Source organism: Cellulosimicrobium sp. Marseille-Q4280 (assembly GCF_943181405.1).
In the GTDB taxonomy this organism is placed as follows: Bacteria; Actinomycetota; Actinomycetes; order Actinomycetales; family Cellulomonadaceae; genus Cellulosimicrobium.
This window is the reverse complement of record NZ_CALPBY010000001.1, coordinates 128785-145304: the sequence shown is the minus strand read 5'-3', so window position 1 is coordinate 145304 and position 16520 is coordinate 128785. Positions and strand designations below refer to the sequence as shown.

General features: G+C 73.4%; 17 protein-coding genes. 5 read left to right on the top strand and 12 right to left on the bottom strand.

Annotated features, from left to right (window positions below):
* The first annotated feature begins 2 nt into the window (after window positions 1-2).
* A complete protein-coding gene (locus NFS20_RS00540; RefSeq protein ID WP_251149809.1) occupies window positions 3-629 on the top strand; it encodes a hypothetical protein in 627 nt (208 codons plus the stop codon).
* Complete coding sequence (locus tag NFS20_RS00535) at window positions 626-931, top strand: hypothetical protein (protein WP_251149808.1); 306 nt, start codon at window positions 626-628, stop codon at window positions 929-931. The genes NFS20_RS00540 and NFS20_RS00535 overlap by 4 nt, the downstream gene beginning before the upstream one ends.
* Before the next feature lie 108 nt (window positions 932-1039).
* Here the strand turns inward: NFS20_RS00535 and NFS20_RS00530 are convergent, their stop codons facing one another.
* The 3 genes from NFS20_RS00530 to NFS20_RS00520 all read right to left on the bottom strand — a co-directional run bounded on the left by NFS20_RS00530 (window position 1040) and on the right by NFS20_RS00520 (window position 5761).
* Window positions 1040-3208 (bottom strand): fibronectin type III domain-containing protein, encoded by a 2169-nt coding sequence (locus tag NFS20_RS00530; RefSeq protein WP_251149807.1) that lies wholly within the window; start codon window positions 3206-3208, stop codon window positions 1040-1042.
* Window positions 3209-3433: 225 nt separating this feature from the next.
* Complete coding sequence (locus tag NFS20_RS00525; RefSeq protein ID WP_251149806.1) at window positions 3434-5125, bottom strand: collagen-binding domain-containing protein; 1692 nt, start codon at window positions 5123-5125, stop codon at window positions 3434-3436.
* 210 nt (window positions 5126-5335) lie between these two features.
* On the bottom strand, window positions 5336-5761 hold the full coding sequence (locus tag NFS20_RS00520; protein ID WP_251149805.1) for a ChaB family protein: 426 nt from the start codon (window positions 5759-5761) through the stop codon (window positions 5336-5338).
* Between the two features lie 176 nt (window positions 5762-5937).
* On the opposite strand from NFS20_RS00520, the gene NFS20_RS00515 reads away from it, so the two are divergent.
* The gene (locus NFS20_RS00515) at window positions 5938-6681 is read left to right on the top strand and encodes a hypothetical protein (RefSeq protein WP_251149804.1); all 744 of its coding nucleotides are present in this window, start codon (window positions 5938-5940) and stop codon (window positions 6679-6681) included.
* 142 nt (window positions 6682-6823) lie between these two features.
* Window positions 6824-7495, top strand: coding sequence for a sugar O-acetyltransferase (locus NFS20_RS22120; protein WP_285821086.1), 672 nt, complete (start codon window positions 6824-6826; stop codon window positions 7493-7495).
* 55 nt (window positions 7496-7550) lie between these two features.
* Here NFS20_RS22120 and NFS20_RS00500 read toward each other — a convergent pair whose 3' ends face one another.
* The 9 genes from NFS20_RS00500 to NFS20_RS00460 all read right to left on the bottom strand — a co-directional run bounded on the left by NFS20_RS00500 (window position 7551) and on the right by NFS20_RS00460 (window position 15288).
* Window positions 7551-8018 carry a type II toxin-antitoxin system VapC family toxin gene (locus tag NFS20_RS00500; RefSeq protein ID WP_251149803.1) on the bottom strand — a complete coding sequence of 156 codons (468 nt, stop codon included), beginning with the start codon at window positions 8016-8018 and terminating at the stop codon, window positions 7551-7553.
* A complete protein-coding gene (locus tag NFS20_RS00495) occupies window positions 8015-8245 on the bottom strand; it encodes a FitA-like ribbon-helix-helix domain-containing protein (protein ID WP_251149802.1) in 231 nt (76 codons plus the stop codon). Before NFS20_RS00495 ends, NFS20_RS00500 begins: the two co-directional genes overlap by 4 nt.
* Window positions 8246-8285: 40 nt before the next feature.
* Window positions 8286-9203, bottom strand: a complete 918-nt coding sequence (locus NFS20_RS00490) for a PaaX family transcriptional regulator (protein WP_251149801.1) — start codon at window positions 9201-9203, stop codon at window positions 8286-8288.
* Window positions 9200-10597, bottom strand: coding sequence for a kynureninase (locus NFS20_RS00485; RefSeq protein WP_251149800.1), 1398 nt, complete (start codon window positions 10595-10597; stop codon window positions 9200-9202). Before NFS20_RS00485 ends, NFS20_RS00490 begins: the two co-directional genes overlap by 4 nt.
* On the bottom strand, window positions 10594-11826 hold the full coding sequence (locus tag NFS20_RS00480) for an amidohydrolase family protein (protein WP_251149799.1): 1233 nt from the start codon (window positions 11824-11826) through the stop codon (window positions 10594-10596). Before NFS20_RS00480 ends, NFS20_RS00485 begins: the two co-directional genes overlap by 4 nt.
* Window positions 11823-12701: a tryptophan 2,3-dioxygenase gene (kynA, locus tag NFS20_RS00475; protein WP_251149798.1), complete on the bottom strand. Its 879-nt coding sequence runs from the start codon at window positions 12699-12701 to the stop codon at window positions 11823-11825. Before kynA ends, NFS20_RS00480 begins: the two co-directional genes overlap by 4 nt.
* 179 nt (window positions 12702-12880) lie before the next feature.
* Window positions 12881-13591, bottom strand: a complete 711-nt coding sequence (locus NFS20_RS00470) for a histidine phosphatase family protein (protein WP_353050397.1) — start codon at window positions 13589-13591, stop codon at window positions 12881-12883.
* 198 nt (window positions 13592-13789) lie between these two features.
* Entirely contained in the window at window positions 13790-14437 is a 648-nt protein-coding gene (locus tag NFS20_RS00465) for a hypothetical protein (protein ID WP_251149797.1), read from the bottom strand.
* A gap of 263 nt (window positions 14438-14700) precedes the next feature.
* Complete coding sequence (locus tag NFS20_RS00460) at window positions 14701-15288, bottom strand: DUF6318 family protein (RefSeq protein ID WP_251149796.1); 588 nt, start codon at window positions 15286-15288, stop codon at window positions 14701-14703.
* A 180-nt stretch (window positions 15289-15468) separates the two neighbouring features.
* Between NFS20_RS00460 and NFS20_RS00455 the strand changes: the two genes are divergently transcribed.
* On the top strand, window positions 15469-16512 hold the full coding sequence (locus NFS20_RS00455; RefSeq protein WP_251149795.1) for a ribonuclease Z: 1044 nt from the start codon (window positions 15469-15471) through the stop codon (window positions 16510-16512).
* Window positions 16513-16520: the final 8 nt, after the last annotated feature.

Here is a 16520-nt window from a genome sequence, read left to right as displayed (position 1 = left end):
CCTTGAGCAACCCCGCGATGCCCTTCACGTCGTTCGAGCTCGTCGCCCTGCTGACGTTCCAGCCCGGCGCGGCCGCGACGCAGTCCGCGCAGAGCCTGCGCCTGGCGGACACGCAGCCGTCCCCCGAGGCGCGCCGGGCCGGGCTGTCCTCCCTGCTCGTCCGCGGGCTCGCCGTCGCGACCGACGGCCAGGTCGCGCCCCTCGGCAACGCGGGCGGCGTGAGCGGCGTGCTGACCCGGGCAGACCGGTGGGTCGAGGTGGGCATCGTCCGCCGTGACCGGACCGACGCCGCCGTCCTCGTCGGCGTCGGCGGCAGCGGGCTGCTCGTCAGCCCGCGCGGCCTCGACACGTGGGACGTGCTGCCGCTGCGGCCCGGGTCCGACCTGCTGGACGGCGGCCTCGACCTCGCCCGGCGCGGGATCGAGGACGCCGGGGACCAGCCGGTCAGCGCGAGCCTCAAGGTGACCACGCTCGACGGCAGCGTCGCGGCGGCCGTCCACCGCGACGACGCCGGGACGTGGCGCGTCGCCACCGAGCCCGTGGACGCCGACGGTGCCCTGACCATCCGGGACGAGACCTTCCCCGACGCCGACGCGGCACTCGCCGCGCTCGGGACCGCGCTCCGATGAGCCACCACCCCCAGCACCCCGGACCGCCTCCCGCGCCGCACGGGAACGGGCGGCGCACGCCCGAGGGTGCCGTGCGCTTCGTCCGCTACTGGCTCCCCGTCATGGGCACGATCGCCCTGGTCGTGGCCGTCGCGCTCCTCGTCGGGCTGCTCACGGGTGCCTGGGCCGGGGAGAGCAAGAACGTCGCCCGCTGGATCGGGGTCGTGGCGTTCGGTGGGGTCGGCATCTTCGCCTGGGTCACCCGCGGGCTGGCGATGCGTCAGATCCGCAGCGGCGCGTACCCGCCGCCGAACCGCCGCTGACCGCTCCCGCGCGCTGAGACGCCGCGCAGGCACACGGTGACGCCGAACCCGGGGTCGCACGCCACGTCAGCAGGTTCGTGACGCGCAACCCCGGGTTCGGCACTGCTGTCAGGAGCAGGTCAGGGCATCCACCGGGACGTCGTACGCCCGGGAGGCTCCGCCGTCGGGCAGAGCCGCGGTGACCGTGACCGTGCCGGCCTCGACCGACGTCGTGCGCGTCGGGAAGGACTGGTACGCCGCCCTGCCGGGCGCGACGTCCGCGTACGCGCGGGTGCCGAACGGCGTCGCGAGCGTGACGTCGACCGGCACCTCCTCGCCGTTCGTCGCGCGGACCGCGACGTAGGCCGTGCCCGCGAGGCAGCGGGTCTGGGCGGTGACCTCGACGAGCTCAGGGCCCTGCGGCGCGCGCTGCAGCGTGACCCGGTCCATGACGCGCTCGGTCGCGGTCTCGTAGGTCGTGATCGTCAGCGCCTCGGGCGTGACGTCGACGTCGGAGTAGCTCGGCGTACGCTCCTGCTCCCAGCGCGCGGTCCACGGCTTGTCGCCGTCGAAGCCGTAGTACTTCGAGCCGCTCGCGGAGTTCCCGGTCACGTAGAGGACCTGGTCCTCGTCGGGGACGAGCACGTCGCCGACGGCGGGGTCGGTCGCCGGGGCGACCGGCGTCGTGCCCTCCATGAGGTGGCTGCGGGTGTAGATGTGGTCGTGGCCCGCGAGCACCAGGTCGACGCCCAGGTCGCTGAACACCGGCGACAGGGCGTCGCGCATCGCGACGACGTCGCGGTCGCGCGAGTGGAACGCCTGGCTGTACAGCGAGTGGTGGAACGTCACGAGGACCCAGTCGTAGGAGTCGCCGTGCGTGCCGACCACGTCGCGCAGGAACGCCTCGTGCCCGGCGAGGTCCGCCTCGCTCCAGTCGTTCGAGTCGATGCCGACGACGAGCACGTCGTTGTAGCCGTACCAGTAGTCGCGGCGCTGCTCGGCCGAGACGTTCGGCATCGCGAAGTGCTGGTCGTACAGCGCGCTCGCCGTGTCGTGGTTGCCGTCCTGCGTCGCGAACCGCAGCTCGCGCATCTGCTGCGAGGCGAGGAAGCCCGTGTACTGCTGGGCGCTGCCCGCGTGCTCGACCTGGTCCCCCGCGGAGACGAGGAACGACGCGTCCGGGTGGCGAGCGGTCATCGTGCCGAGGTTCTCGGCCCAGCGCGCGGCGTCGTTCGTGGCGTTGCCGCTCGCGCCGATCTGCGCGTCACCGACGAACAGGAACGAGAACTCGTCCCCGAACGTGCCGGTGTCGAACGTGCTGGGCTCCGACCAGCCGGAGGAGGCGCTGCCCACGCGGTACACGTAGGAGGAGGCCTCCTCCAGGCCGGTCATCGTGGCGTGGTGGTACGTCGCGCCGTCGGCGGACGCGCCGCCCGTGGACGACGCCGTCGCCGCGCCCTCCCACGAGAGGTCGCCCGCGGCGTCGGTCGCCTCGTCGGCACGCGTCCACTGAACCTCGCCCGCGCCGGGCAGGGTCGAGAACCACGCGACGTTCGCCTGCGTCTCGTCCGCGCCGACGTTGAGCGCGACGTCGCGGACCTCGCCGTGCGTCGGCACGAGCGAGCGGACGTCGAGGTAGATGTCGGAGCTCGTCGGGGCGTCCTGGTAGAGCGCGACGGAGATCGTGTTCTCCCCCGGCGCGAACGCGTCCGCCGGGACGACGAACGTGCTCGTCACCGGGTCCGTGCGGCTGTTGCCGTGGTACTGCAGGTTCTCCGTGATCTCGCCGGCGTCGTCGCCGAGGCGCGCGACCTCCTCGCCGTTGACGTAGACGATCGCGGCGTCGTCGTAGACGATCTCGCCCTCGAACGCCGGGACGCCGTCGAGGTCCGTCGCGGTGAGGTCGACGTCGGTGCGGAAGAAGAACGTCGGGACGTCCGTCGTCGTGCCGGCGATGTACTGGGTCAGCAGGGTGGTGATCGGGAACGCCGCACCGATGCCCGTCGGCTGGCCGCGCTTCGCGCCGAACGCGCCGGTGCCGGACTTCCAGGCCGTGTCGTCGAACGCCGTCGTGGTCCAGACGCGCTGGTCCGCGTCGGCGCCTGCGGGGTTCGTGTTGTCGTCGAGGTAGCGCCACGTGGTGCCGCTCGTGCTGAGGAGCGACTCGTCGTCGGCGACCGCGGAGGCGGCGGTCGCGATGCTGCTCGTGACGAGGACGGTGCCGACGAGCGACGCGGCGAGCGTCGCCGCGGCCGCGCGCGTCAGCGCGCCGGGCTGCCGGGAGGCATGCGGGGTCATGGGTTCCTTCGCAGGTCAGGGGTCCCGGCAGCGACGGCCGTCGGACCACCGTGGCAGCGCAGGACCCGGGGAGGGAAGCGCTGTCACGCTACGGAGGGCCGGTGTCCCGAAGCGGTCCGCACCGTGAACGGCACGCGGCGATCAGGTGGCCGCCTCGGGAGACGCGCGACGCCGCGCCCCCGGGCGGGGACGCGGCGTCGGCTCGTGGTGGTTGTGGGTCGCCGGTCAGACGCTCCGGCGACGGCGCGCGACGAGCACCGCGCCGAGCGCGACGAGCACGAGGGCGGCCACGGCGATCCCCACGGTCTGCGCACCGGTCGTGGCGAGGCCCTCGTCCGTCGGCGTGTCCGTCGCGGTCTCCGTCGGCGTGACGGTCGCGTCCGGGGTGGTCGGTGTCGGGTCCGGCGTCGGGCTCGGGGAGGGGTCCGTGGTCGGGTCCGGGGTCGGGTCCGGCGCGGGCTCGCTGCCCGCCGTGTTCGTCAGGACCAGCTCGACGCCGTCGGTACCGCTCACCTCGACACTCACCACACCGTCCGCGGCGGGCTCGACGAGCTCGCCGTCGACCTCCCAGGCGGGCTCGCCCCACACGACGCCGTCGACCTCCGGGAACGTCGGCTCGGACAGGACGACCTCGGAGCCGAGCGGGAGATCGTCGATCGTCTGCGAACCGCCGACCGGGACGGTCAGCTCGCCCGACGTCCCGCCGACGACGTACGCGACGGTGAACTCCGTGCCGTCCGGGACACTGCTCGCGGCGTCGCCGTCGACGACCTTCGACACCTTGATGCTGCCGGTCTCGTCGACGGGCGCTGTCTCGCACGGGATCGCCCCGGCGAACAGGTAGGCGTGCGCCTCGCCGCCGAGGAGCGTGAGGTCGTGCGCGACGACCTGGCCGTCGAGCGGTGCCGCGTTCACGGTCAGGTCGGCGTCGGGCGCGTAGACCGAGCCGTCGACGCGCGTCCCCGCGCCGTCGAGGGTCACCGCGCCGTCGAGCTGCGAGAGGTCCCACAGGACGTAGCGCGACGCCTCGCCCTGCGCTCCGAAGACCTTGCCCTCGACCGTCGTCGTGCCCGGGGGCACGGAGACGACGAGCGGCGCGTCGACCGAGGGCAGGACCCCGTCGGCGAACTGGACCTGGTACGCGTCGGCGATCGCCGCGTAGTCCACGACGTTGGGGCGGCCGGGCTCGAGCGCGGAGAGCACCACGCGGTCGCCGGCGTCCTCGGTGACGGTCAGCTCGTGCGCCGCTCCGGAGGGGACGAGGTCGGCAAGGCACTGGCGGACGACGTCGGGGTCGGTAGCACCCTGCTCGACGTACCCCGCGACGGAGTCTCCCTGCGTCGCGACGGTCCCCGCGTCGGCCGGCCAGTCCTGGTTCGTCGCGTCGATCGCCGGTGCGTCGTCGACGGCCGTGCGGTACCGGACCCAGCTACCGCGCTCGTAGGTGCCGAACGCGGGGTCGTCGCCGACGACCTTGAGATATCCCTCCAGCTCGCCGCCGCTGCCCGCGGGCACCCCCTGGTTCGTGATCTCGACCGTGCCCGACGTCGGCGCGTAGCTGCCGACGAGGAGCCGCGTCGGGTCGCCGTCGACGGTCGGGATCGTGTAGTCGGCCGTGCCTGCTGCGTGGTGGATGATCCCGTACATGCCCCCGTCGGCACGGACGGCGAGCTCGCCGCCGACGGCGACCGCGCCCTCGGTCTCGGTGTTGTCGAGCTGCGCGTCGCCGCGGGCGTAGACGCTGAAGCCACCGGCAAGGTCGAACGGGTTGACCGGCTCTACGGCTGCGACGGCTCCCTGGGTCGGGAGCAGCAGGGACGCGGAGACGAGGGCCGCCGCGGTCAGGGCCGCGCGCGTCCGGCGTCGACGCCGGGGACCGGTTGACCGGAGCAACAGCTCCGAGGACAGAGGGGACACGGACGTCGTCGAGAGGGTCATCACTACCTGGGGGTCGGCATCACGGGCGGCGGGCCGGGGGCGACCCACGGATCCACCGTAGGTCGCTCCGGACGCACCTCCGGGGGCGAGCGCGGGTGAACGCGTCAGGCTGTGACGAAGGCCACCGGAGAGCCGTCCTGGTTGCTCCCGGAGTGCCGGAGTTGTCAGAGTCGCCGACGCCGAGGTCCGTCAGTCGCCGCGAGCGTGCCTGGTCGCGCGGTCGTTCGCGCGCTGGATCGCCTCGACCAGCTCGTCCTTCGTCATCGACGACCGGCCGTCCACGTCGAGCCGTCGCGCGACGTCGAGCAGGTGCTCCTTGGTCGCGTTCGCGTCCACGCCGCCCGCCGTCTCCGCCGAGGACTCCAGGCCGTCCTCCTCGGCGCGCTCGTCCGACGGCCCCGGCTCGTCCTTGGGCTCCCAGTGGTCGCCGACCTTCTCGTGCGTGTGCTTGAGCGCCGCGAACGCCACGCGGCCTGCGCGCTCGGCGGATCCGTACTGCTCCATCGCGGCGTCGTAGGCCTTGGCGAACGTCCGCTGCGCCTTCTCGTCCGAGCGCTGGAGCGTGCTCGGGATCTCGGACTCCTTCGCGTCCCCGCTGCGGGTCGTCTTCGGCACGGTCGGCCTCCTTCGCGCTCGCTGCCCGACGGCGGTCGCCGCCTCCCGTCGAGCGTCTCGCCGCCCGCCGTCGCTCGCCAGCGCGGCCGCACGGCGGCGCGGCGGTGCGGCAGCGCGGGTCGACGCCACGTGCCCACCGACGGGCGACCAGGAACGCACCGGCCTACGCTTCCCGGATGTCGCCCGCCCTGATCTTCCACGGCCGGATCGCCGGTTGGGGCACGTCGTCCGGGACCCGGGTCGTCGTCGGCCGCTGGGACCGCTCGCCCTTCGGCCTGTTCGCCGACGTCATGGTGGAACGACCCGACGGCGAGCGCCTCCTGCTCGCACCGACCGCGGAGGTCGCCGAGCTCGTGGCCTCGACGTACCGGTTCGACCGGGTCGAGGTCGTCGCCGTGCGGGTCGTGGACGTCGAGGTCGTGGACGTCGAGGTCACGGACGTCGAGGCTCCGCCGGGCGGGACGACGGGCGGAACGACGGGCGAAACGACAGGTGGCTCGGCAGGCCGCCGGACGCGGCTGGATCGGGTTCCTCGCCCGTGGCAGGTGTCGGCGGGCCCGCTCGAGGCGCGGCTCGTCGTCGGGCGGCGGACCGGCCTGGGGCACGCACTGCGGGCGGTCCCGGATCGGGTCGCCGGGTCACGACGGTTCACGACCGTGACCGACCCCGTCGCCCGAGCGCTGATGCACGGCGTGCGCACGCGCGGGAGCGCAGGGTCGGGCCGCGTCGAGCACTACGGCGCCACGGACGTGCACGCGCTCGACGAGGTCACGTCCTCGTGGGACGGCGAGCCGCTGGGAAACCTCACGTCCGTCGACCCGCCGGTGCGCTTCGGGTTCGGGTCGACGCCGCGACGCCCCGCCGTGACGGACGTCGTGACGACGATCGTCCTGCCGGACGGCGGAGGCGACGTCGCCTGAGGGCAGCCGGCGAGAGATCCGCTCCCGCTCCAGGGATGCACGGGAGAGCGCATCTCCCGGCCCGGAGTGCGCCGTTCGAGCTCGGGTGCGAGAGGCTGGTCCCGAACCCGACCTCCACCCCGATCCCTGGGAGCCCAGACCTGTGGACGAGCACGAACGCGAGATCCGGCGGCGCATGGCGGCGCACGAGCTGTACACGGACCACGGCGTCGCCGGCCTCGCCGCCGAGCGCGCACGAGCGACCGACCTGACCTACGACTTCAACGCGACCCGGCCGTCGGCGACCGACGAGCGGCGGCGTCTGCTGCACGAGCTGTTCGCCGCCGTCGGCGACGACGTCTGGATCGAGCCGACGCTGCGCGTGGCTTACGGCAGCACGACGCGCCTCGGGAACGGCGTGTACGCGAACTTCGGGCTCACGCTCGTCGACGACGTGGAGATCACCGTGGGCGACCGCGTGATGTTCGCGCCGAACGTGACGATCTCGACGACCGGACATCCCGTGCACCCCGACCTGCGACCCGACGGCACCCAGTTTTCCGCGCCGGTCGTCATCGAGGACGACGTGTGGGTCGGGACGGGAGCAGTCATCCTGCCGGGCGTCACCGTGGGGCGGGGTTCGGTCGTCGCCGCGGGAGCCGTCGTGGCGGGGAACGTGCCGCCGATGACCGTCGTCGGGGGCGTGCCCGCGCGCGTGCTGCGCGGGATCACCGACGCCGATCGCGAGTGGACCTACCGTGCGCCGCGCACGCTCGACGTCCCGGGTCCGGGCCCGCGGATCGTCCCCGCCGCCGCGCCGGGCACCGCCGTCTGACGTCGAGGTCGCGGTAGCCGGCGCTCGCCGGCTCCACGTCCGCTGCACCGGCCTCTCAGAGCAGGTCGACCGCGCACCGGATGCCCGACGCTCTCGCGATCCGCGCATCGGCCGTGAGCAGCGTCCCGCGGAGCCGCTCCGCGAGCGCGACGTACGACGCGTCGTAGGTCGAGAGGTTCGCACCGAGCTCCCACGCCCGCGCCGCGAGGACGGCGAACGGCCAGAGCTGCACCGGTAGGAGCTCGAAGCCCTCCAGCGCGGACCGCGCCTCACGCTCGGTCAGGAGCCCCGACGCGCGTCGACGACGGAGGACGTTCGCGACCTCGTAGGGCAGGAGGTCCGGGGCGTCGAGCACGCCGACCCCGCGCGTGCGGCGTGCGACCGCCTCACCGCGAGCGCCCGGGTCGACGAGCATCGTGAGCACCGCCGACGCGTCGACGACGAGCGGGCCGAGGGGCGCCCCGCCGGACGGCGACCGGGCCGGGCCGCTCGAGCCGCGATGCGCCGGCAACCGGCTGCTCACCGCCGGTCGGCCGCGAGGTCGGCCAGGACGTCGCCGACCTCGAGCTCCGGCAGGCCACGAGCGCGCCGGCGCACCTCCACCACAGCGCTCTCGAGGGACGGACGCGCGGCGATCTCGCGGAGCGCCGCCGCCAGGTACTCCTGCAGCGACCGCCCGCTGCCTGCTGCGCGCGACGCGAGCTCGTCCCGCACGTCCTGCGGGACGTCGCGGATCGTGATCGTCACCATGCAGGCATCCTAGCGCCAATGCAGGCACTCTGCATGCACGTCACGGCCGGCCGTGACGTCCTGGGCTCTCCCTCGTGACGGCTCGGACGTGCTCGGACGCCGGGCCGGCGAGCGCGGCCCGCAGGGCACCGAACAGCGCGGTGCTGGCCGTCCCCGGCCAGTCGGCGGACAGGGCGCTCGGGGGCAGTCCCGGGTCGACGTACGGGACGGGCCGCCAGTCGTCGACGGCGCGCACCCACCGGGCGAACGCCTCCCGCGGCGAGAGGGTGGACCCGGACGACCCGGCGTCGTCGGGCCCGGGCCGCCGAGGTGCGTCCCCGTGCGCCGCGAGGAACGTGCCGTGCAGCGCGGCGATCCGGTCGAGGTCCCACCAGCGAGCCGCGGCGTCGGCGAAGGTCCCGTGGGTCTGGGGCGTCCCGGTGACGAACAGCGTCGCGGCGTCGCGCAGGTCCAGGTGGTCGAGGATCTGCTCGACCTCGCCGGACAGGTGCGCCGGGCAGATCCACAGGGCGTCGGCGACCGTCCCGCACCCGATCCCCCCGAGGTGGCGTCGGAGCTGGTGGCGCGCGGCCCGCCGGTCCTCGGGGACGGAGAACGAGACGAGGAGCCACGCGTCGTCGTCGGCCTGCTGCCGGTAGGCGAAGATGCGCCGGTCCCCGCGCGCGAGCATCGCGTCGGCGCCCGGGGCGAGCCGGTACCCCGGCCGACCGCCGACGTCGTCCGCGAGGAGCAGCCCTCTCGCCTTGACCCGCGAGACCGCGCTGCGGGCGCCCGCGGACGGGACGCCGACGGCGTCCAGCAGCGCGACGAGATCCGCGACGGCGACCCAGCCGCCGAGGTCGCGCAGGTACAGCCCGACGACCGTGCGCAGCAGCGACGTCGCGCTGCCCGGGCGGGCGTCGAGGTCGTCGAGGACCACGTCGTCGGTGTCAGGTGCCGGGCTCAGCTGCCGGCTCACGGCGTCGGGGCGTCGGGCGCGTCGTCGACCAGTCGCGCAGCGGGGACTTGGCCCGACATCACCTCCGCGAGGGCGTCGCGCACGGCCTCGACGCCCACGCGCACCTCGTCGAACGAGGTCGACAGGGGCGAGAGCCCGAGGCGCAGGCCGTTCGGACGACGGAAGTCCGGGATGACGCCACGCGCCCAGAGCAGGGGAAGCGTCGCCTCGAACGCGTCGTGGTCGACGGTGACGTGGCTGCCGCGCCGGGCGACGTCGCGCGGAGACGCGACGTGCGCACCGAGCGGCACGAGCAGCTCGTCCACGAGGTCGAGCGCGTGCTCGGTGAGCGCGGCGGACTTCGCGCGGATCGCGTCCATGCCGGCGTCGGCGATGAGGTCGACCATGTCCTGCATCGCGAGCATCCCGACGATCGCGGGCGTCCCGCTGAGGAACCCTCGCGGTCCGGGGTGCGGGGCGTAGCCCGGCCCCATCTCGAACGGCGCCGCGCTGCCCATCCACCCCTGGATCGGCTGGGTCAGGACGTCCTGCAGGTCGGCGCGCACGTACCCGAACGCGGGCGCGCCCGGCCCGCCGTTGAGGTACTTGTACGTGCAGCCGACCGCCAGGTCGACGCGCCACGTGTCGAGCGCGACGGGCACCGCTCCCGCGGAGTGGCACAGGTCCCACAGGACGAGCGCTCCGGCGTCGTGCGCGAGGCGCGTGATCGCCTCCGCGTCGCTCACGTACCCCGACCGGTACGCGACGTGGCTCAGCACGACGAGCGCGGTGCGGTCGGAGAGCACAGCGGCGACCTGGTCTGGCGTGACGCCGGCGTCACGCTCGGGCTCGATCCAGCGCAGCGTCGCACCGTGCTCGCGCGCGACCCCTTCGAGGACGTAGCGGTCGGTCGGGAAGTTGCCGGAGTCGAGGACGATCTCGTCGCGCCCGTCCACCTGCGGGGCCGCGAGCGCTGCGCGGACGAGCTTGTAGAGGACCACGGTCGTGGAGTCCGCGACGAACGTCTGGCCCGCCGCCGCGCCGAGCGCCGCCGCGCCGATCCGGTCCCCGAGCGTCAGCGGCAGCTCGTACCACTCCTCGTCCCAGCCGCGGATGAGCCGCGCACCCCACTGCTCCGTCGCGAACCGGGCGAGGCGTTCGGCAGAAGCGCGTGTCGGGCGCCCGAGCGAGTTGCCGTCGAGGTAGGCGACCACGTCGTCCGACGGGACGAACGCGTCGACGTGGTGCGCGAGCGGGTCGGCCGCGTCGAGCCGGCGCGCCCGCGCAGCACGTTCGGCGGCGCGGTCGGCGACGGGGTCGGCGGCGGGGTCGGCATGGTCGGCATGGTCGGCATGGTCGGCATGGTCGGCCGGACGGTCGGGGTGGTCGTCGCGGGACGCGGTTGTGGGAGTCATGGCTGGTCCTTCCGGGTGGTCGTGCCCGACGGCGGGGTGAACCCCGGGCGCAGCACGTCGTCCAGGTGCAGGGTCGAGGCGCCGGCGAGCCAGCGCGGGAGGTCGTCCGGGTCGTCAGGCTGTGCGCCCGGCACGAACGTCACCCGCTCTGCCGAGCACGACCTGGCGGTCGTCCCGCGGCTCGTGCCGTCCTCCAGGTCGTGCTCGGCAGGAAGGGCGGAGGTCACGGGAAGCGTGGAGGCCGCAGGACGGGTGGAGCCCGCGGGACGGGTGGAGGCCGCGGGACGGGTGGAGTTCGCGGGACGGGTGGAGTTCGAGGACGTGGTGGACGTGAGGGCGCGCACGAGGGCCTCCGGGCCGAACCCGGCGGCGGTGAGCGCGCGCAGCTCGCGCTCGTTCACGCCGACCGGCAGCGGGCCGTTGCCCAGGTCCGTGCCGTACACGACCGTGCCGCCCGCGGCCGCGAAGCGCCGCACGTTGTCGATCGCGACGTCCTGCGCGGGCGTCGGCGTGCCCCACCCGTGGATGTCGAGCGTGCTCACCCACGTCGTGCGGCTCACCGGCACCGTGCCGATCACGACCTGAGGGTCGTTCCCGGGCGCATTCCGGCCCTCAGGTCGTGCTCGACCGCACGCAGCGTCGTGCTCGGCGCGGGGGTGGGGGCCCGGGCGCGCCATGGCAAGGATCAGGTCGTCGGGCAGTCGCTCGGAGAACGGGGCGTGGGCGAGGCGGTCGACGCCGGCCTCGAACGCGCGCGCCACCTGACCCGGCCCCTCCGCGTGTGCGACGACGTCCCGGCCCCGCTCGTGGGCGCGCGCGACGATCGCGGCGAGCGTGACGTCGTCGGGCAAGGGACCCGCCTCGCTGTTGAGCGCGACCTTGACGAACGACGCCCCGGCCGCGAGCTGGCGGTCGACGGCGGCGACCGCCTGGTCGGGCGACGACACCTCCGCGACCGAGCCGTGCGGCGCCCAGGAACGGTCGGAGGGGTAGCCGCCCGGCGCGGTGAGGAACGCACCGGCGAACGCGACCTCCGGGAGCCCGGAGTACTCGGCGTCGCGAGCCCACGTCGCCGCGACGTCGGGCACCCAGCCGAGGTCGTGGACGGCGGCGATGCCGTGCGGGAGGAGGGCGGTCGCGTCGACGAGGCCGAGGTGGACGTGCGCGTCGGTGAACGGCGGGAGAAGCGTCCCGCCCTCGACGACCCGGCCGATCACCCGGCGCGTCATGACCGTCCGATCTCCGTGCGGACGGCGAAGAGCTCGGGGAAGAACGTGAGGTCGAGGGCCTTCTGGAGGAAGCCGACGCCGCTCGACCCGCCGGTGCCGCGCTTGGTGCCGATGATGCGCAGGACGGTCTTCATGTGGCGGAAGCGCCAGAGCTGGAAGTTGTCCTCGAGGTCGACGAGCTCCTCGCACGTCTCGTAGGCGGACCAGTGGGTGTCGGGGTCGTCGTAGATGCGGCGGAAGACGTCGACGAGGTCGTCGTCGAGGACGTGCGCGTGCGTGACGTCGCGGTCGAGGACATGTGCCGGGACGTCATGGCCGTGGCGGGCGAGGTAGCGGAGGAACTCGTCGTAGACGCTCGGCTCACCGAGGAGCCGGGAGAGCTCGGCGTGCGCGGCCGGCTCGGACGCGAAGACCTGGAGCATCCCCGCGTTCTTGTTGCCGAGGAGGAACTCGACCGCCCGGTACTGCCACGACTGGAACCCCGACGCGTTCCCGAGGAAGCCGCGGAACTGCGCGTACTCACTGGGCGTGAGCGTCGCGAGGACGGACCACTGCTCGGTGAGCGTGCGCTGGATGTGCTTGACGCGGGCGATCCGCTTGAGGGCGGCCTGGAGCTCGTCGGCGGCGAGGAGGTCGCGGGCCGAGACGAGCTCGTGTAGCACGAGCTTGAGCCACAGCTCGGTGGTCTGGTGCTGGACGATGAACAGCATCTCGTCGTGGTGCGCCGGGGTGCTGGTGGGCTCCTGCGCCGCGAGCAGCGTGTCGAGGTGCAGGTAGGAGCCGTAGGTCATGCGCTCGCGCAGGTCGGTGACGATATCGGGCTCGAGGGCACGCTCGTTCGAGGGCGGGTTCGCGCGCTGTGACGGTTCGACCATCCGCCGAGCGTATGTCACAGACGTGACGAGAGCCAGAAGTGTGCAATGCCTTTCGAGATCGGCAGCTCGCCGCGAGATCGGCACGACGAAGGACCGGTCTCACGCGCGCCTGCCGATCTCGCTGCTCCGCCCGGGCGAGGAGCGCCCCTCGGCGCGGCCGCTCGCGGGAGAAGCGCGCGTCAGGACTCGGCGTCGGCGCGCTCCTCGGCGACGGACTCTCCGGTCGGGTCGTCGGCGAGCTCGTCCGCCAGGACGTGACCACCGAGGGGGCCGGCGCTCATGCCGACGTAGCGCCAGCCGTTCTCCGGGTCACCCTCGACCTCGACGAGGCCCGTGTTCTCGAGCGGCGTGTAGGCCATGGCGTGCAGGTCGACGCCCTCGGCGCGGACGCTCGTCCACGAGCGGATGGCAGCCCCGTGGGAGAGGACGACGGCCGTCTGCCAGCCCGTTGCCGCGACCTTCGCGACCGCGTCGTCGAAGCGCGCCACGAACTCGGTCCCGTACGGGCCGCCCGGCATCCGACGCGTGAGGTTGCCACCACCCCACGCGAACACCGTCTCGAGGTAGAGCAGGTGGTCCTCGTGCCGGTCGGACATCTCCAGGTCGCCGGCCTCGACCTCGCGGAACCCGTCCAGCTCGAGCGGTTCGAGCTGACGGTGCTCCGCGAGCGGTGAGGCGGTCTGGTGCGTGCGCACGAGGGTCGAGACGGCGATGCCATCGATCACCCGCTCCGAGAGCGCGTCGGGGAGCGCCGCGGCCTGGCGCGCACCCAGCGCCGTGAGCCCGGGGCCGGGGTGGCCGGTGTCGAGCAGACCGGCGACGTTGGACGGGGTCTGTCCGTGACGGACGAGCAGCAGGCGCATGGTTCTCCGGTTCGTGGGGTACCCCACCACCCTATGGTCCGGAACCCCCGCATGCCTCGACAGCCGGTGCGACGAAAGGGGCGAACGAGACGGCACCGGAGGCACCGAGAGGGCGCCGCCATGGTGCCGGAGGGGACCCGTGAGCAGGGCGGGGTGTCCAGTGAGCAGCGAGGGGTGTCGAGGGGTGCCGCTACGAGCCGCGACCGTTCCTCGGGCCGGCCCCCGTCAGCCGACGGGGTCCGCGACGAGACGCGAGCGCGCCTCGTACACCTGGAGCGGCTCGGCCGCGCTCGCCGTCGTCGCGGTTCCGGGCACGTCCGTCCACGTCGGTGCGCCGGCGATCCGGAATTGCCCGGACCAGGACGTCGTCAGCCCGATCGTCAGCGACTCGACCGGCTGCTCGTAGGTGTGGTGCACGGTGTGGTCCGGGTACGGCCCGCCTGGGTCGGACGTGACGAGCGGCGCGCTGCCGTCGGCGTAGTCCCACGCGAACGACTCGGGCGTCGCGCGGATCTGCACCGGGATGCCGAGCAGCGTGGCGTCGAACGTCTGCTCCGCGGAGTCGGTGTACGTGATGGTCGGGACGTTGACGAGCGTCCAGCCGTCCGGTGGCTGCACGACGATCGACGACGGCGCGATCGGCAGCGTCGCGAACTCGCGCTCCGCCTCGGCGAGCAGATCGGCGGGCGTGATGCAGCCCTCGTCACCGACGAGCTCCGGCGGACCCCACGAACCGTCCGGCTGCCGGACCTCGCGGAACAGCGCACCCTCGGCGAACTCGTCCGGACCGCACTCGATGCCCTCGTAGGCGAGCTGCTCGCCCTCGGTACATGCGAAGTCGTAGCGCGTCGACGGACCGTCGAAGCTGGTCACGAGCGAGCACAGCGCAGGCGTCGCGGAGAAGTAACGATCGGGCGGGTCCTCGGCGCCGGCGGTGACGAAGACACCACCGCCACGGGTCGCTTCTCTGACCGCCTGCGTGTGAATGGCGCCGCCCTTGGACTCACTGGTGAAATCTGTGTAGTCAGGCACGACTGCAAGAGCGGGTGCCGCGCCAATTTGGGTGAACCCCAACGCGACCGCAGCCGCGCTGAAGCGCGCGATCATCGGTGTCCGGCGTAGTGCCGCGCGAGTCGTCACGCTGGAATCTCCGCGATCGTTACGACAACCCACTCGCCATTGCGCAGCCCCATCTCGACGCGCCTCTCGTTCGACGTCTTGTCTGATGAGAAGAGTTCCTCCCCCGCCGAGCTCAGAATCTTCATCGCATCCTGGCTGTATTGGACATCGAGCGGAAAGATCCCTGTGGTTTCATCGCGGATGTATCGCTCGGGCTCGGGCACCTCGGCCGAGATCTCACCACCGTCGAAGACATCACCGCGACTGGCGATAGTGCTGGCCTGATCGATGAATCCGGAACACGGCTCACATGTCTCGTGGGACATCGCCCGCCACTCAGTTGTGTCGCCCGTCGCCATGACATAGGGGTAGAGCTCGATGAAGTACTCCGCCGCGGCCGCCGCGCCCTCGGCATCCTCCCGCTCCATCGCCGCCGGGCGCTCAGGCTTCACCGGGCCTGTCTCGGTCGGTGTGGGCTCGGGCTCTTCGGTCGGCTCGGGCGTCTCCTCGGCCGAGCTCGTCGACGGTTCGGGCTCGACGGGCTCATCCCCCGTGCACCCACCGACAACCAGCCCCACGGCGACGACGACACCGAGGCTGAGCACGCGCCGTCGGGCACGGGACGACGAACCTGACGCGAGACGCATGCAACCCCCTGAGACCCCCTGCGCGCCCGGATCCGGGCCGCGCCGCACGAACTGCCCCAGAACCTAGCGAACCGTGACGTCCGGCGGAACCCGTGTTCTCGGTCTGTGGACAACGACGTCGCGTGGCACCCTGTCGGCATGTCGCGCAGGGAGCTCGTGGTCCTCGGAACGGCCAGCATGGTCCCGACCCGGACGCGGAACCACAACGGGTACGTGCTGTTCTGGGACGACGAGGCGATCCTCTTCGACCCCGGCGAGGGCACGCAGCGGCAGATGACGTTCGCAGGCGTCTCCGCGACGGACGTCACGCGCGTCGCGATCACGCACCTGCACGGCGACCACAGCCTCGGTCTCGCGGGCGTCGCGCAGCGCATCAGCGGTGACGGGGTGCAGCACACGATCCCGGTGTCGTACCCGGCGTCGGGCCAGCGGTGGGTCGACCACCTGCTCGACGCGTCGGCGCACCACCGCCGGAGCCACCTCCTCGAGCAGCCGCTGACGACCGACGGCACGATCCCCCCGTCACCCGACCGGCCCGACCCCGGGTTCACGCTGAGCCACCGCCGCCTGGATCACACGCTCGAGGCGGTCGGATACCGGCTCGACGAGCCCGACGGCCGCAGCCTCGACCCCACCCTCCTGGCGCGGCACGGTCTGGCGGGGCCGGTCGTCGGGCAGCTGCAGCGCGACGGCGTCGTCACCGCGCCGGACGGCCGGACCGTCACCCTGGACGACGTGAGCGCGCCACGCCCCGGCCAGTCGTTCGCGTTCGTCATGGACACGCGCCTGTGCGACGCCGTCCTCGAGCTCGCGGAGGGCGTCGACCTGCTCGTCATCGAGTCGACGTTCCTCGACCGCGACCTCGACCAGGCGGAACGCTGGGGACACCTCACGGCGTTCCAGGCGGCGAAGGTCGCGGCCGAGGCCGGCGTGCGGCACCTTGTCCTCACGCACTTCTCGCAGCGCTACACCGACCCGCGCGAGTTCGAGCGCGAGGCCCGCGCCGTGTTCGACGGCGACCTCACCGTCGCGCAGGACCTCGACCGCGTGCCGGTCCCCCGGCGCCGCAGCGCCCACCAGCGCGGAGTCGACCAGCCCGGCGTCGACCAGCCCGGCGTCCACCGGCACGACGACGCGTCCCGCCCGGTGGGCACGGACGAGCCCGGCGGCCCCTCGTCGTGAGGGGCCGC

What these genes read in the sequence shown, in the direction of transcription:
- NFS20_RS00535 (WP_251149808.1), top strand. Translation starts at nt 626, where the DNA reads ATGAGCCACCACCCCCAGCACCCCGGACCGCCTCCCGCGCCGCACGGG.
- NFS20_RS00530 (WP_251149807.1), bottom strand. Translation starts at nt 3,208, where the DNA reads ATGACCCCGCATGCCTCCCGGCAGCCCGGCGCGCTGACGCGCGCGGCC.
- NFS20_RS00515 (WP_251149804.1), top strand. Translation starts at nt 5,938, where the DNA reads ATGTCGCCCGCCCTGATCTTCCACGGCCGGATCGCCGGTTGGGGCACG.
- NFS20_RS00495 (WP_251149802.1), bottom strand. Translation starts at nt 8,245, where the DNA reads ATGGTGACGATCACGATCCGCGACGTCCCGCAGGACGTGCGGGACGAG.
- NFS20_RS00485 (WP_251149800.1), bottom strand. Translation starts at nt 10,597, where the DNA reads ATGACTCCCACAACCGCGTCCCGCGACGACCACCCCGACCGTCCGGCC.
- NFS20_RS00480 (WP_251149799.1), bottom strand. Translation starts at nt 11,826, where the DNA reads ATGACGCGCCGGGTGATCGGCCGGGTCGTCGAGGGCGGGACGCTTCTC.
- kynA (WP_251149798.1), bottom strand. Translation starts at nt 12,701, where the DNA reads ATGGTCGAACCGTCACAGCGCGCGAACCCGCCCTCGAACGAGCGTGCC.
- NFS20_RS00455 (WP_251149795.1), top strand. Translation starts at nt 15,469, where the DNA reads ATGTCGCGCAGGGAGCTCGTGGTCCTCGGAACGGCCAGCATGGTCCCG.